The sequence below is a fragment of the Propionimicrobium sp. PCR01-08-3 genome, from assembly GCF_030286045.1.
GTDB lineage: Bacteria > Actinomycetota > Actinomycetes > Propionibacteriales > Propionibacteriaceae > Brooklawnia.
The window spans coordinates 1,892,701-1,907,643 of sequence record NZ_CP127390.1 but is presented as its reverse complement, the minus strand read 5'-3'; the positions used below and the strand labels follow the sequence as shown (position 1 = coordinate 1,907,643).

At 64.6% G+C, this 14,943-nt stretch carries 14 protein-coding genes; 11 read left to right on the top strand and 3 right to left on the bottom strand.

From position 1 onward, the window contains the following. The first annotated feature begins 1 nt into the window (after window position 1). From uvrC to QQ658_RS08735, 9 genes are all read left to right on the top strand, one after another. Window positions 2-1,993: an excinuclease ABC subunit UvrC gene (gene uvrC, locus QQ658_RS08775; protein ID WP_286024488.1), complete on the top strand. Its 1,992-nt coding sequence runs from the start codon at window positions 2-4 to the stop codon at window positions 1,991-1,993. 172 nt (window positions 1,994-2,165) lie between these two features. Beyond that, window positions 2,166-3,050 carry an RNase adapter RapZ gene (gene rapZ, locus QQ658_RS08770; protein WP_286024487.1) on the top strand — a complete coding sequence of 295 codons (885 nt, stop codon included), beginning with the start codon at window positions 2,166-2,168 and terminating at the stop codon, window positions 3,048-3,050. Next, on the top strand, window positions 3,047-3,997 hold the full coding sequence (locus tag QQ658_RS08765) for a gluconeogenesis factor YvcK family protein (protein ID WP_286024486.1): 951 nt from the start codon (window positions 3,047-3,049) through the stop codon (window positions 3,995-3,997). Before rapZ ends, QQ658_RS08765 begins: the two co-directional genes overlap by 4 nt. Before the next feature lie 28 nt (window positions 3,998-4,025). Next, on the top strand, window positions 4,026-5,009 hold the full coding sequence (gene whiA, locus QQ658_RS08760; RefSeq protein ID WP_286024485.1) for a DNA-binding protein WhiA: 984 nt from the start codon (window positions 4,026-4,028) through the stop codon (window positions 5,007-5,009). Between the two features lie 147 nt (window positions 5,010-5,156). Further along, window positions 5,157-6,161, top strand: coding sequence for a type I glyceraldehyde-3-phosphate dehydrogenase (gene gap / locus QQ658_RS08755; protein ID WP_286024484.1), 1,005 nt, complete (start codon window positions 5,157-5,159; stop codon window positions 6,159-6,161). Window positions 6,162-6,339: 178 nt separating this feature from the next. After that, window positions 6,340-7,563, top strand: coding sequence for a phosphoglycerate kinase (locus tag QQ658_RS08750; RefSeq protein ID WP_286024483.1), 1,224 nt, complete (start codon window positions 6,340-6,342; stop codon window positions 7,561-7,563). A 5-nt stretch (window positions 7,564-7,568) separates the two neighbouring features. Further along, entirely contained in the window at window positions 7,569-8,351 is a 783-nt protein-coding gene (gene tpiA, locus QQ658_RS08745; RefSeq protein ID WP_286024482.1) for a triose-phosphate isomerase, read from the top strand. 137 nt (window positions 8,352-8,488) lie between these two features. Beyond that, a complete protein-coding gene (gene secG / locus QQ658_RS08740) occupies window positions 8,489-8,740 on the top strand; it encodes a preprotein translocase subunit SecG (RefSeq protein WP_286027076.1) in 252 nt (83 codons plus the stop codon). Window positions 8,741-8,789: 49 nt separating this feature from the next. After that, complete coding sequence (locus QQ658_RS08735) at window positions 8,790-9,146, top strand: RNA polymerase-binding protein RbpA (protein ID WP_286024481.1); 357 nt, start codon at window positions 8,790-8,792, stop codon at window positions 9,144-9,146. Between the two features lie 13 nt (window positions 9,147-9,159). Here QQ658_RS08735 and pgl read toward each other — a convergent pair whose 3' ends face one another. Genes pgl through zwf form a run of 3 tightly spaced genes read right to left on the bottom strand, consistent with a single transcriptional unit; the run spans window position 9,160 to window position 12,351 of the window. Then, window positions 9,160-9,900: a 6-phosphogluconolactonase gene (gene pgl, locus QQ658_RS08730; RefSeq protein ID WP_286024480.1), complete on the bottom strand. Its 741-nt coding sequence runs from the start codon at window positions 9,898-9,900 to the stop codon at window positions 9,160-9,162. Between the two features lie 3 nt (window positions 9,901-9,903). Next, a complete protein-coding gene (locus QQ658_RS08725) occupies window positions 9,904-10,815 on the bottom strand; it encodes a glucose-6-phosphate dehydrogenase assembly protein OpcA (RefSeq protein WP_286024479.1) in 912 nt (303 codons plus the stop codon). 9 nt (window positions 10,816-10,824) lie between these two features. Further along, window positions 10,825-12,351: a glucose-6-phosphate dehydrogenase gene (gene zwf, locus QQ658_RS08720; protein ID WP_286024478.1), complete on the bottom strand. Its 1,527-nt coding sequence runs from the start codon at window positions 12,349-12,351 to the stop codon at window positions 10,825-10,827. Window positions 12,352-12,723: 372 nt separating this feature from the next. Between zwf and QQ658_RS08715 the strand changes: the two genes are divergently transcribed. Further along, window positions 12,724-13,443 (top strand): helix-turn-helix transcriptional regulator, encoded by a 720-nt coding sequence (locus QQ658_RS08715; protein WP_286024477.1) that lies wholly within the window; start codon window positions 12,724-12,726, stop codon window positions 13,441-13,443. A gap of 29 nt (window positions 13,444-13,472) precedes the next feature. Continuing rightward, window positions 13,473-14,903: a Fe-S cluster assembly protein SufB gene (gene sufB / locus QQ658_RS08710; protein ID WP_286027075.1), complete on the top strand. Its 1,431-nt coding sequence runs from the start codon at window positions 13,473-13,475 to the stop codon at window positions 14,901-14,903. The last annotated feature ends 40 nt before the right edge of the window (window positions 14,904-14,943 follow it).

The following is a 14,943-nucleotide window of genomic DNA, read 5'->3' as shown; positions in this document are numbered from 1 at the left end:
GATGAGTGACCCGGCAAGCTACCGTCCCAGCCCCGGATCGATTCCCACCGATCCGGGTGTCTACCGGTTCAGCGATCCGAACGGGCAGGTGATCTATGTCGGCAAGGCGATCAACCTGCGCAACAGGCTCAACTCGTACTTCCAGGACCCGGCAGGCCTGCATTTCCGTACCCAAACCATGGTGCGGACCGCGGCCAAGGTCGAGTGGACCGTCGTGCACAACGAGGTCGAAGCGCTTCAGCTCGAATTTACCTGGATCAAGCAGTACGACCCCCGCTTCAACATCAAGTTCCGCGACGACAAGACCTATCCGTGGCTGTGTGTGACCTGGAGCGACGAATACCCGAGGGTCTTCGTCGGGCGGGGCTCCAAGCGCAAGGGCTACCGCTACTTCGGGCCGTTCGGCCAGGCGTGGGCGGTACGCGAATCGGTCGACCTGTTGCTCCGGGTCTTCCCGATGCGCTCATGCAGCAACGGCGTCTTCCGGGACGCCCGGGCATCGGGGCGGCCCTGCCTGCTCGGGCACATCGGCAAATGCGCGGCGCCGTGCGTGGGGCGGGTGAGCGCCGACGAACACCGCGAGATCGTGGACGATTTCTGCTCGTTCTGGTCGGGCAACACCAGGGGCCTGGAGCGCAAGCTCAGCAAACAGATGCGCGACGCGTCCGAGCAGATGGAGTACGAACGTGCCGCAATGCTGCGCGACGCCCGGGAGGCGTTGCGCCAGGCAACCGAGAAGAGCGCGGTCGTGCTGCCGGACGGAACCGACGCCGACGTGTTCGCGCTTGCCGCCGACGAACTCGAGGTGGCCGTGCAGATCTTCCATGTCAGATCGGGTCGCATCCGCGGCGAACGCGGCTGGGTGGCCGACCGGGCCGACGACACCGACCTGAACAGCCTCATCGAGGGCTTCCTGTTCAGCTTCTACGCCGATGATCAAGGTTCGGAGACCCGAAGCGGAAGCACCGTGCCGCCGGAGGTGCTCGTCCCGGTGCAGCCGGCGTCCGGTGATGTGCTCGCCGAGCTGCTGAGCGAACAGCGTGGCTCCAAGGTCACGATCCACGTGCCGAAACGCGGCGACAAGAAGACTCTGCTGGAGACCGTCACCCGCAACGCCGACCAGGCGCTCGCCCTGCACAAGACCAAGCGGGCCGCCGATCTGGCCACCCGCAGCCAGGCGATGGCGGAGCTCCAAGAAGCGCTCGGCATGGCGGGCCCGCCGCTGCGCATCGAAGGGTTCGACATCAGCCATCTGCAGGGCACCGAGGTCGTGGGCTCGATGGTCGTCTTCGAAGACGGAATGCCCCGCAAGTCCGAATACCGGCGCTTCATCATCAAGAGCTTCGAAGGCTCGAACGACATCGCCGCGATGGACGAAGTACTGCGCCGCCGATTCAAACGGCTGCTGGCCGACCGCGCCGAGATGGCCGAGGCCGCCGAGAACGTCGACGACGATGAGGGGCCGTCGCTGATCGATCCGACCACCGGGGCGCCACGCAAATTCGCCTACGCTCCGGCGCTGGTGGTCGTCGACGGCGGCCTGCCGCAGGTGAACGCGGCCCAGCAGGTTTTCGACGACCTGGGGCTGGCGGGTGAAATCATGCTGATCGGGTTGGCCAAGAGGCTGGAAGAGGTGTGGATACCCGGCGAGGATTTTCCGCTGATTCTGCCGAGAGCCTCCGAGGCGCTCTACCTGTTGCAGCGGGTGCGCGACGAATCTCACCGCTTCGCGATCACCCATCACCGCAACCGGCGCTCGAAGGCGATGGTCGAATCGGTTCTGGACGATGTGCCGGGCCTGGGGGAGGTCCGCCGCAAGGCGCTACTGACCCGTTACGGCAGCCTCAAGAAGCTCCGCGCTGCCAGCGTGGCCGACCTGCGGGCGCTGCCCGGATTCGGCCCCCAAACCGCCCAGGCCGTGGTGGACGCCCTGGCAGCCGCCCAGGCCGGTGAGGCGATCAACACGGCGACCGGTGAGGTCACCGAGCTTTAGAGCTCTCGGACCCTTGGTCTGAGCCCATCGACGGACGCCGCGGGCGAGTCGCACCCGAGGCGCAATCGGCGGACGCAATCGGCGGAGTTGGGTTCAGGACCCTTTCATGGCTGCGGACCCGCCGATCCGGCTTTGGCGTCCGCAGCTGGTGGCAGGCGCAATAATGGGGACTGTGAGCGAGCCACAGCAAGCCAGCCAGCAGACCTCCCCGCGAGTCGTGATCGTGACGGGGATGTCCGGCGCGGGACGGCGCACCGCCGCCCACGCGATGGAGGACCTCGGATGGTTCGTGGTCGACAATCTGCCGCCCAGCATGGTCTCGCAGCTGGTCGAGACCGCCCGCCGCGGTGGGCAGGACAGGGTCGCGGTCGGGCTCGACGTGCGTTCCCGGGAGATGTTCGATCAGCTGCCCAGGAGCCTGGCGCAACTCGAAGTGCAAGGCGTCCGGCGGGAGATCTGCTATCTGGAGGCCAACGACGACGCCATCGTGCGCCGCCAGGAGTCGGCACGCCGCCCGCTGCCGCTGCAGGACGGCGGCAGCCTGATCCAGGCGATCGCGCAGGAGCGCAGGATGCTGGGCAATCTACGTGCCGACGCCGATGTGGTCATCGACACCTCCAACCTGAACGTGCACCAGCTGGTTCACCGGGTCGGGCACATCTACGGATCGGGCGATGACCAGGCCACCCGCTTCCAGATCATGAGCTTCGGTTTCAAGAACGGTGTGCCGGTCGATGCCGACATGGTCTTCGATGTCCGCTTCTTGCCGAACCCGCATTGGGTGCCCCACCTGCGTCCGCAAACCGGGCTGTCACGCGAGGTGAGCGACTACGTGCTGGCCCAACCAGGCGCCCAAGAATTCCTTGATCAGCTGGTCGGGCTGGTCAACACGGTCGGGCCGGGGTACTTCCGGGAAGGAAAGAGACAGGCGACGATCGCCATCGGCTGCACCGGCGGCAAGCACCGCAGCACCTCCATGACCGAGGCATTCGCGGCGCGGCTGCGAGCCGAGGGGGTGCAGGTCAGCGTCCTCCATCGTGATTTGGGGCGAGAATGACTTCTTCGAATCCGTCGAATCCCAAGGTGACCGCACTGGGTGGCGGACACGGCCTGTCGGCGTCCTTGCAGGCTCTTCGCCAGATCACCGACCAGCTGGTCGCCGTGGTGACGGTCGCCGACAACGGAGGCTCATCGGGCCGTTTACGCCGCGAACTGGGCGGGCTGCCGCCGGGTGACCTGCGGATGGCGCTGGCCGCGCTGTGCGGTGACAACCCGATCGGACGCCAGTGGGCCAACGTGCTCCAGTCACGCTTCCACAGTTCCGGTCCGCTCGATGGCCATGCGATCGGCAACCTGCTGATCGAAGGCATCTGGCAGCAGCTGGATGCGGTGCACGGCCTGGACATGGTCGCCGACCTGCTCAACGTGTGTGGCCGGGTGCTGCCGATGTCGCTGGAGCCGCTGGGCATCGAGGCCGACGTCATCGGGGTCGATCCCGGTGCTCCCGACGAACTCTCGGTGGTCACCGGCCAGCATGAGGTCGCGGTCACCAAGGGCGACGTGGTCGCGGTGCGGCTGGTCCCGGGCAATCCGGTCGGCTGTCCCGAAGCGATCGCGTCGATCCGCGACGCCGACTATCTGGTGCTGGGGCCGGGCTCCTGGTTCACCTCGGTGCTGCCGCATCTGCTGGTGCCCGAGCTGGCCGACGCGGTGATCAACTCGCCGGCCCACCGGGTGCTGACACTCAACATCGAAGCCGATTCGGAGACCAAGGGCATCAACGCTGCCCAGCATCTGGACATCCTTGCCGAGCATGCCCCGAAACTGCGTTTCGACACCGTGATCGTCGACGCCGGTTTCGATGCGGACGACCAGCATCTGCGCACCTTTGCTCGCGTGCTCGGCGCCGACCTGGTGGTGGCCGACGTCCGTTGCCACGACGGCACCGCCCGGCACGATCCGACGAGGCTGGCGCAGGTCTTCAGTCGCATCATGGGCTGCTGAACCGAAGTGATTGTGGCATGATGCGACCGTGGCTTTGACGCAACAGGTGAAATCTGAGTTGGCGACGGTGCGGGTGAACAAACCTGAGACCCGTGCCGCCGAACTGGCCGCAATTCTCCGGTTTTCCGGCGGACTGCACGTGGTGAACGGACGCATCGTCATCGAAGCCGAGCTGGACAGCGGGGCGGCCGCCCGCCGGCTTCGGGCGATGATCACCGAGTTGTACGGCTACGACTGTGAAGTGCTGGTGCTGAACAGCTCCGGCATTCACAAGAACACCCGCTACGTCTTGCGAATGGTGCGCGGCGGTGAAGCCCTGGCACGGCAGACCGGACTGATCGATTCTCGTGGACGCCCGACCCGCGGCCTGCCTGCCCAGGTCGTCGGCGCCGGAATCAACGAACAGGTGGCCGTGTGGCGCGGCGCCTTCTTGGCGCGAGGCTCGTTGACCGAACCCGGGCGCTCGATGGCCTTGGAGATCACCTGCCCCAGCTCGGAGGCGGCCCTCGCATTGGTCGGGTCGGCCCGCCGGCTCGATATCGCGGCGAAGGCGCGGGAGGTGCGCCAGATAGACCGGGTGGTCGTCCGCGACGGAGATGCGATCGCGGCGCTGCTCACCAGAATGGGAGCCCATTCCTCGGTGCTCGCCTGGGAGGAAAGCCGCGTCCGCCGGGAGGTTCGTGCCTCGGCCACCCGGCTGGCGAATTTCGATGATGCGAACCTGCGGCGTTCGGCCCGCGCCGCGGTCGCCGCGGGAGCCCGGGTGGAGCGCGCATTGCAGATCTTGGGCGACGATGTTCCCGACCATCTGCGGCAGGCCGGGCTGCTGCGTCTCGAACACAAGCAGGCCAGTCTCGAAGAGCTCGGCCAGTTGCATGATCCCCCGCTGACCAAGGACGCGATCGCCGGGCGGATCAGGCGGTTGTTGGCGATGGCCGACAAGTCGGCCTCCGAGAGATCTCTGCCCTCCACGTCGGCCGCACTGACGCCGGAGATGCTGGAAGACAACTAGCGCGTCCCGCGAAAGTGTTTGCATCATCGTTGCAGCACGAAGTGCTCAAAATGTTACTGAGACTGGGCAATTTGGGTACCATAGAGGGCGACCATCCAGTCTGAATAAGTGCTTCCCGCACAGTATCTCTAGAAGGAGATCACATATATGACCGTCAAGGTTGGCATCAACGGCTTCGGCCGCATTGGCCGCAACTTCTTCCGTGCACTTCTCGAGCAGAAGGCGGATCTGGATGTCGTGGCTGTAAATGACCTGACCGACAACAAGACCCTGGCCCACCTGCTCAAGTATGACTCGCTGCTGGGCCGCTTCCCTGGTGAGGTCAGCTTCGACGACGAAGGCATCATCGTCGATGGCAAGCACATCAAGGTGCTCGCCGAGCGCGACCCGGGCAACCTGCCCTGGGGTGATCTCGGTGTCGAGGTCGTTGTGGAGTCCACCGGTTTCTTCACCGATGGAACCAAGGCCAAGGCCCATATTGATGGCGGAGCCAAGAAGGTCGTCATCTCTGCCCCCGGCAAGAACGTCGACGGCACCTTCGTGATCGGCGTCAACGATGCCGAGTACGACAACGCCAAGCACAACATCATCTCGAACGCGTCCTGCACCACCAACTGCCTGGCGCCGCTGGCCAAGGTGCTGAACGATGAGTTCGGCATCGAGCGTGGCATCATGACCACCATCCACTCCTACACCGGCGATCAGCGTCTGCTCGACGCCCCGCACAGCGATCTGCGTCGCGCCCGCGCTGCCGCCCTCAACATGATCCCCACCAAGACCGGTGCCGCTCAGGCCGTCGCTCTGGTGATCCCCGAGCTCAAGGGCAAGTTCGATGGTCTGGCCGTCCGCGTGCCGACCCCGACCGGCTCGCTGACCGACCTCACCTTCGAGGCCTCCAAGGAGGTCACCGTCGAGTCCGTCAAGGCTGCCGTGAAGAAGGCCGCCGAGGGCCCGCTGAAGGGCATCCTGGTCTACACCGAGGATCCGATCGTCTCGACCGATATTCAGGGCGATCCGGCCTCCAGCGTCTTCGACGCCTCCGAGACCAAGGTCATCGGCAACCTGGTGAAGGTGCTCTCCTGGTACGACAACGAGTGGGGCTACTCGAACCGTCTCGTTGACCTCACCGAGTTGGTCGCCAGCAAGCTCTGATCGAGCTGCACAGCTACCTGATTTAGTTGTGAACCATGGCGGGGCGTGTCGGCAGTTGGCTGGCGCGCCCCGCTTATCTTGTACCCCGATTCTTGGGCCCCGCAGCCGTCCCGATGGTTACGATCGGCGGACCTGGGCCTAGCCTTATTCCGATATCTCCTAAAGAAGAGGATCCATTGTGCGATCAGTGAACGAACTGCTGGACAACGTTCGCGGCAAGCGAGTTGTCATCCGCTGCGATTTCAACGTGCCGCTCGACGGCGACGTCATCACCGACGATGGACGTATCAAGGCCGCTTTGCCGACCTTGACCAAGCTGCGTGACGCCGCCGCCCGGATCACGGTGCTCGCCCACCTCGGACGCCCGAAGGGGCAGGTCAACCCGAAGTACTCGCTGGCCCCGGTTGCCAAGCGGCTCGGCGAACTCATCGGCACCGAGGTCAAGCTGGCCACCGACGTCGTCGGCCCCTCGGCCCAGACGCTGTCACACGGGCTCGCCGATGGCGAGATCTGCCTGGTGGAGAACGTTCGCTACGAGCCGGGCGAAGAGTCCAAGGACGAAACCGAACGCGCCGCGCTGGCCGCCCAGTATGCCAAGCTCGGCGACTTCTACGTCTCCGACGGCTTCGGTGTCGTGCACCGCAAGCAGGCCTCGGTCTATGACATCGCGAAGCTGCTGCCCGCCTATGCCGGTGAGCTGGTCGCCAAGGAGGTCGGGGTACTGAGCAAGCTCACCAACGATCCCGAGCGTCCGTTCGTCGTCGTGCTCGGCGGAGCGAAGGTAGCCGACAAACTCGCTGTCATCGACAACCTGCTCAAGGTCGCCGACGCGCTGGTGATCGGCGGCGGCATGGCCTACACCTTCCTCGCCGCCAAGGGCTACGAGGTCGGCAACTCGATCCTGGACGAGTCCAAGGTCGAGGAATGCGCCGGATACCTGAAGCAGGCCTGGGACCAGGGCAAGAAGATCGTGCTCCCGGTCGACGTACGGGTGGCCGACGGCATGGACTTCGCCGCCCGTGAGGTGAAGGGTGACGTCGAAGTCGTCGCCGCCGACCAGATCCCGGCCGGCAAGGAAGGCCTGGACATCGGCCCCGAATCGGAGAAGCTGTTCGCCGATACCGTACGTTCGGCACATACCGTGTTCTGGAACGGCCCGGCCGGCGTCGCCGAGATCCCCGCATTCGCGCAGGGCACCGCTGCCGTCGCCAAGGCGCTCGTCGAGACCGACGGCCTGACCGTGATCGGCGGCGGCGATTCGGCCGCCGTGGTGCGCGACCTGGGCTATGCCGACGATCAGTTCGGCTGGATCTCCACCGGCGGCGGCGCCTCGCTGGAGTATCTCGAAGGTAAGGAACTGCCGGGCCTGGCGGTTCTCGAAGAATCCGCGAAGGGGGAGTGACCATCATGAGCCGGACACCGATCATGGCCGGAAACTGGAAGATGAACCTGAACCACATCGATGCCGTGGGCCTGGTTCAAAAACTCGCGTGGACGCTGGCCGACGAACGCTACGACACCAGCAAGTGCGAAGCCGTGGTGATCCCGCCGTTCACCGGTCTGCGCAGCGTGCAGACGCTGATCGACGGCGACAAACTGCCGCTCAAGCATGGCGCGCAGGACCTGTCGCCGCATGACGACGGCGCCTTCACCGGAGACATCTCGGCCGACATGCTGACCAAGCTCGACTGCAGCTATGTCGTTGTCGGGCACAGCGAGCGCCGCGAATATCACGGTGAGACCGACGAGGTCGTCAACGCCAAGGCCATCAAGGCTCTCTCCAAGGGCCTGGCCCCGATCATCTGCGTGGGCGAAGGCCTGGAGGTGCGCAAGCAGGGCGATCAGGTCGCCCACACCGTGGCTCAGGTCACCGGTGCGCTGGCCGGTATCTCGGCCGCGGATGTCGCGTCCCTGGTCATCGCCTATGAACCCATCTGGGCCATCGGCACCGGCGAGGTGGCGACTCCGGCGGACGCCCAGGAGGTCTGTGGCGCCATTCGCGGCGCGGTCGCCGACCTCTACGATCAGCCGACCGCCGAGGCCGTGCGGATTCAGTACGGCGGCTCGGTGAAGTCGTCGAACGTGGTCGACATCATGGCCCAGCCCGACGTCGATGGCGCGCTGGTCGGCGGTGCCAGCCTGAAGCCCGAGGAGTTCGCCAAGATCGTGCTCTTCTACCAGCAGGCCTGACAGCGGCTCAAAGATCGCATCCTGCCAAGCGGCGACCGTGCTTTGGCACGGTCGCCGCTCGCGTCCGGGCTTGCATCAGCGATTCGGGCACACGCGGCGGCTGGGCTACAATCTCCTGCGTGACTCTTGTACCGCTGATGACCTGGCCGGTGACGACTCTGTCGATCGTGCTGATCGTTTTGAGTGTGATCCTGACCGCCTTCATCCTGCTGCACAAGGGCCGTGGTGGTGGACTGTCCGATTTGTTCGGCGGCGGAATGACTACCGGCATGAGCGGCACCTCGGTTGCCGAACGTAACCTCGACAGGTTGACGATCGTGGTGGCCGGATTGTGGGTGCTGTGCGTCGCCGGCCTGCTGATCTTGTACGGCATGGGCGCCGGTGCCTGATCCGGATGATTTCACTCGAATTTTACTCATTGGTTAGGGGAACAAGACTGTGAGTGGTGGCAACGCCATTAGGGGAAGCCGTATCGGTGCCGGTCCGATGGGAGAAGCAGAGCGGGGAGATTCGGCCCCCCGCACCCGGGTGAGTTTCTACTGTGCGAACGGGCACGAGACTCGTCCGGCGTTCGCGATGGACGCAGAGATTCCCGAAGAATGGGAATGCACCCGCTGTGGTTTGCCTGCCAGCACCGATCAGCAGAACCCGCCGCCTCCGCCGAAGAACCTTCCCTATAAGACCCATCTCGCCTACGTGAAAGAGCGTCGCAGCGACGAGGAAGCCGTGGCCATCCTGGCCGAGGCCCTCGACGGCTTGCGGGCCCGCCGCGCCGCCGGCGAAGTCATCTACTGAGAATGATCCGGCGCTACAGCCGGCAGCGGTAGTAGGGCAGCTGCGCGGCAGCGTCCCGGTCGAGGAACCAGTAGGTCGCCGAGGCACCGTGCACCAGCCCGGCGGGCAGCGCCGGGTCGTGGGCCACCGCGCGGGCCGCAACGTCTGCCTTCTTCTCGCCGCTGGCCAACAGCCAGACCTCGTTCGAGGCGTTGATGGTCTTCAGCGTCAACGTGATTCGTTCCGGAGGATCGATCGGCGCCTTCGTCACCCCGACCACGCTCAGCGTCGTGTCGGCCTGCAGCTGAAGACTGGGATGGTTCGGATAGATGGACGCGACATGCCCATCGGGGCCCATGCCGAGCAGGCAGATGTCGAAGGCGACATTCTCCAGCTCTTTCGAATACGCATAGGCCGCCTCGTCCGAATCCATCGTGCCGGTGCTGCTGGGCATCGGGTGAACCTGCGCGGGAACGAAGGGCAGGGTTCTCGCCAACACCGTCAGCGCCCGAGTCGAGTTGCGCAGCTGATCGGTGGTCGGCACATAACGCTCGCTCGTCCACCACAGTTCGAGCCGGGCCGGGTCGAGATTGGTCGCCTGGGCCAGCGTCGCCAGCGATTCATACAACGCGAGCGCGGTCATCCCGCCGGTCAGAGCCAGGTGGACGCGTTCTTTCTCGCGCTGAAGCTCCGCAAGCCGTTTGGCGAGCCGGCCGGCCATGCTGGTGGTCAGCTCGTCCAGGCTGCGATAGCGGAAGACCCGTTGCAGACTCACGTCCTAGCCCTGCTTCTCTGTCGCGATGAATGACATCAGCCCATCGAACGCACCGTCGCCGCTCAGCTGCGACAGCTCCTCGGACAGCAACTGGGGGACGGTGCGTCTGGCCAGCGCCACCTGACGGTCCGGCTGGCCGGGCAACGAGAGCGACGCCTCAATGGGCGAAAAACGCTGCAGGACGATGTCCCCGGCCCGGGTCGCCAATTTCACCAGATGCAAACCGGGATAGCTGCTGACCGGGTCGGGACGCTGCACCGTAACGTCCAGCCGCATCCGCAGCCAGGCAGCGAGCAGTTCACTGGGCGCCGAGCTCAGAGGGCCGACGACCTCGGCGGAAAGCACCGGGGAGCGCACCTGATTGAGCGCCGCGACCAACAGTGCGCGCCACCGGGTGAGCCTCGTCCACGACAGGTCGGTGCTGCCCGGGCGGTGAGTACGGGCAAGTTCGCGGGTGGCAGCGATCGGATCGCTTGCCGTCGAAGAGTCGACGATCAGGCGGTTGCTGAGCGAGGTCAGATCGCAGCTGCCCAGCTCGTCGTCGCTTCCGGTGCGAGACCAGATCACCACAGGAAGCTCGGACAGCAGCAACGGCAGCAGCACCGAGGTGGCATGCTGATCGACCTCGCCGGAGAACTGCAAGGTGATGACCTCTGCGGCAGATTGTTCGGTCTGGATTTCTGCGCTCAGCCCGGGCTCGTCCTGTTTGCCCCGCACCGCCACGAGGATGCGGGACGGGTGCAATTCGCCGGCGGCCTGCGCGCCTTCCATCGCCTGCTCGTAGCCGTCGGCCGAGGTGTTGACCACCAGCGTCAGAACCTGCCCGGATTTCGCGGGCGCCTTGCCCTCTTTGCGCAACCGGAAAAGCGTCTCGTTGATCTCGTGGGCATCGGTGTTGTCGAGTTTGATACTCATGTGTGACTCCTAAGGACGCCGCCAGCTGAACCCGTCGCGGGCCAGCATCTCGTCCGCGCACCGGGGCCCCCAGGTGCCGGACGAATACTGCTCAGGTTGGCCGTCCTGAGCCCACGAGGCAAGGACAGGATCGAGGATCTGCCACGACAGCTCGACCTCACGCTGCCTGGGGAACAACGGGGGATCGCCCAGCAACACATCGAGGATCAGCCGCTCGTAGGCCTCAGGACTCGATTCGGTGAACGAACCGGAGTAAGAGAAATCCATGCTCACCTGCCGGATCTCCATCTGGGTGCCGGGCACCTTGGCGCCGAAGTTCATCTCGATGCCTTCGTTGGGCTGAATCCTCAGAACCAGCGAGTTCACCCCCAGCGCCTCGATGTCGGGCTGGCTGAACGGCATATGCGGAGTGCGCTTGAAGTTGAGCGCGATCTCGGTGATGCGCCGGGGCGCACGCTTGACCGTGCGCAGATAGAACGGGACGCCCGCCCAGCGCCTGGAATCGATATCGACCCGAAGCGCCGCATAGGTCTCGGTACGAGACCCGGGATCGATGCCGTCCTCTTCCAGAAACCCCTTGACGAGTTTGCCGCCCTGCCAGCCGGTGGCGTACTGGCCGTTCGCGCTGTGCTGGGCGAGAGTCGCGGGAACCTGGCAGGCCTCGAGCACCTTCTCCTTCTCACGGCGCAGGTCATTGGGGTCAAAGGTATTGGGCTCTTCCATGGCGGTCAACGCCATCAGCTGGAAGAGATGATTCTGCATCACATCGCGGGCGGCACCCACACCGTCGTAGTAGCCGGCCCTGCCGCCGATGCCGATATCCTCGGCCATCGTGATCTGCACATCGGAGACGAAATTGCGAGTCCAGACCGGCTCATACATCATGTTGGCAAAACGGAAAGCCAGCAGGTTCTGAACCGTCTCCTTGCCCAGATAGTGATCGATGCGGAAAACCGACTCCGGCGGGAAGGCCGCCGACACAGCGTTGCTCAACTCGATGGAGCTTTGCAGGTCGTGGCCGAAGGGCTTCTCGATGATGGCACGCTTCCAGCCCTTGGACTGATCGGTCATGCCGTGCGCATTCAACTGCTCGATGACCTGCTCGAAGTTCTTCGGAGGAATCGACAGGTAGAACGCGTGGTTGCCGTCGGTGCCGTGCTCCCGGTCGAACCGGTCGAGCGTCCTCTTCAATCGGACGAACGCCTCCGGATCGTCGAAGGTGCCCTTGACGAAGTCGATACCGCCCACCAATTGACGCCAGACCTCAGCCCGGAAGGGGGTACGGGAGTTCTGCCGGACGCTGGTCGCCAGCTGCTCGATGAACTGCTCACGCGTCCAGTCTCGGCGGGCGAAGCCGATCAGGCCGAAGCCCGGGGGGAGTGCCCCGTGGTTCGCGAGGTCGTAGATCGCCGGGATCAGTTTCTTGCGCGCCAGATCGCCGGTGACACCGAACAGCACGAGCACGCTCGGCCCCGCGAGCCGCGGTAGCCGTCTATCAGCGCCGTCCAGCAGCGGATTGGTCCAGGTTTTGTCCACAAATCCTCCAGGTACCCGTCATCGGTCCGATCCCATCCAACCATGAACAACCGACGGGCGCAGCCACTCTATCTGCGGTGGCCAAGCGGGCCGTGCCTCGCTGTCTGGTGCAGGGCGCCCGAAGCCCGCATTTGTCGGTTCGCCGTCTCCGCGTCCCCAAAGGCGGGTCGGGTGAGCGTGTTCAGGTCCATCGCGATTCTGCCGGCTTTGGGCGGGTGGCGAGATGGGGGCGTGGCTACATCGATCTCGTACGAGGAGACCTTGTACTTCCAGTTCGCCGCTGGTGAAAAACGTCTAAAACTTTGGTTAGGTAACCCTAATGGAGTTGAAGTGGGTTTGGTTTTTCCGGGCTATTTAGACAACATGGAACGCGTGGAAATCGAAAACCGTGCCGAGATGACCAGTTCAGCTGGAGACCAGGCAGCGGCCACTGATGCCTCCACTCGCCAGCGGGTGCTGGACCTGCTGCTTGAGCGCGGGACCATGACCGCCGCCGAACTAGCCGATGCCTTGGAGTTGACGCCGGCCGGAGTGCGCCGTCATCTTATTGGGCTCGTCGATGGCGGCCAGATCACCACCATCGAGCAGACGGGGCCTCGCGGCCGCGGTCGTCCGGCAAGTGTTTACCAGTTGACCGCTACCGGACGCAAGGGTTTCGGTCAGGCCTACGACGACCTCGCGTTGAGCGCACTCGCCGAACTCGTGGCTATTGCCGGTCCGGACGCGATCGACCGTTTTGCCGAGCGCAGGCTCACCGACCTGGAGGACGACTACCGTCGCCGCCGTACCACCGATCCCGAGAAGGACCCGATGGAGGTGCTCGCCGAGGCGTTGAGCGCCGCCGGCTACTTCGCGGAGACCGAAGGCAGCGCCGAGTTGTGCCAGCACCATTGCCCGGTGGTCGACGTGGCCACCGAATATCCCCAACTGTGTGACGCCGAGACGAGCGTGTTTGCGCGGCTGCTCGGCACCGACGTTTCCCGGTCGGCCACCATCGCCCATGGCGCGTTGGCCTGCCGGCTTCACGTAGGCGGTCCAACACCGCTACCCAATCCGGTTTCTGCATCCGCAGATCGAAAGGTGATTGCATGACGACCGATATCCAGCCTCGAACCGACCGCATGGCGACGAAGGCGGAAGTAGCCGAACAAGAAGTTGAACAGTTCAACTCCTTGGCCACCTATAAATACGGCTGGCACGACTCCGACGCCGCTGGAGCGATCGCTCAGCGGGGATTGAACGCAGACGTCGTCCGCGGCATCTCCGCTATCAAGAACGAGCCGGAGTGGATGCTCAAGCGCCGCCTCAAGGGTCTGCGGCTTTTCGATCGCAAACCGCTGCCAAAGTGGGGCGCCGACCTGTCGACGATCGACTTCGACTCGATCAAGTACTACGTGCGGTCCACCGAGAAGCAGGCACAGTCCTGGGAGGATCTGCCCGACGACATCAAGAACACCTACGACAAGCTCGGCATCCCGGAGGCCGAGAAGGCTCGCCTGGTTGCCGGTGTTGCGGCCCAGTACGAGTCCGAGGTGGTCTATCACAAGATCAATGAGGAGCTCGCCAAGCAGGGCGTGGTCTTCCTCGACACCGACACCGGCTTGAAGGAATACCCGGAGTTGTTCGAGGAGTACTTCGGCTCGGTGATCCCGGCCGGCGACAACAAATTCGCGGCGTTGAACACCGCGGTGTGGTCGGGCGGATCGTTCATCTACGTGCCCAAGGGCGTCAACGTGACGATCCCGTTGCAGGCCTACTTCCGGATGAACACCGAGAACCTCGGTCAGTTCGAGCGGACGCTGATCATCGCCGACGAGGGCTCGTACGTGCACTACGTTGAAGGCTGCACGGCCCCGATTTACAAGTCGGATTCGTTGCATGCGGCCATTGTCGAGATCGTGGTGAAGAAGGACGCGCGCGTCCGCTACACCACCATCCAGAACTGGTCGGGCAATGTGTACAACCTGGTGACCCAGCGCGCGACCGTCGAAGAGGGCGGCACCATGGAATGGATCGACGGCAACATCGGCTCCAAGACCAACATGAAGTACCCGGCCTGCTACCTGATGGGCCCGAATGCCAAGGGTGAGGCGCTGTCGATCGCTTTCGCCGGCAACGGGCAGCACCAGGACACCGGGGCGAAGATGGTGCATTGTGCGCCGAGCACCTCCAGCACGATCGTCTCGAAGTCGATCAGCCGTGATGGTGGACGCTCCTCCTACCGAGGCCTGGTCGAAGTGCAGCCCGGCGCCAGGCATTCGGCGTCCAATGTGAAATGTGACGCCCTGCTCGTCGATTCCATCTCGCGTACCGACACCTACCCCTACGTCGACGTGCGCGAGGAAGACGTCACGATGGCCCATGAGGCGACGGTCTCGAAGATCAGTCAGGACCAGCTGTTCTACCTGATGCAGCGCGGCCTGTCAGAAGACGAGTCGGCCGCAATGGTGGTGCGTGGGTTCGTCGAGCCGATCGCCCGCGAGCTCCCGATGGAATACGCGCTCGAACTGAACCGGCTCATCGAATTGCAGATGGAAGGGTCGGTGGGCTGAGCAGGGCTCGCCGCCAACCTTCACCATCACCTGACAGGAG

Excerpts from the sequence above, each read along its gene's own strand:
- uvrC (WP_286024488.1), top strand. The coding sequence starts at position 2 with ATGAGTGACCCGGCAAGCTACCGTCCCAGCCCCGGATCGATTCCCACC.
- QQ658_RS08765 (WP_286024486.1), top strand. The coding sequence starts at position 3,047 with ATGACTTCTTCGAATCCGTCGAATCCCAAGGTGACCGCACTGGGTGGC.
- gap (WP_286024484.1), top strand. The coding sequence starts at position 5,157 with ATGACCGTCAAGGTTGGCATCAACGGCTTCGGCCGCATTGGCCGCAAC.
- tpiA (WP_286024482.1), top strand. The coding sequence starts at position 7,569 with ATGAGCCGGACACCGATCATGGCCGGAAACTGGAAGATGAACCTGAAC.
- secG (WP_286027076.1), top strand. The coding sequence starts at position 8,489 with ATGACCTGGCCGGTGACGACTCTGTCGATCGTGCTGATCGTTTTGAGT.
- QQ658_RS08725 (WP_286024479.1), bottom strand. The coding sequence starts at position 10,815 with ATGAGTATCAAACTCGACAACACCGATGCCCACGAGATCAACGAGACG.
- sufB (WP_286027075.1), top strand. The coding sequence starts at position 13,473 with ATGGCGACGAAGGCGGAAGTAGCCGAACAAGAAGTTGAACAGTTCAAC.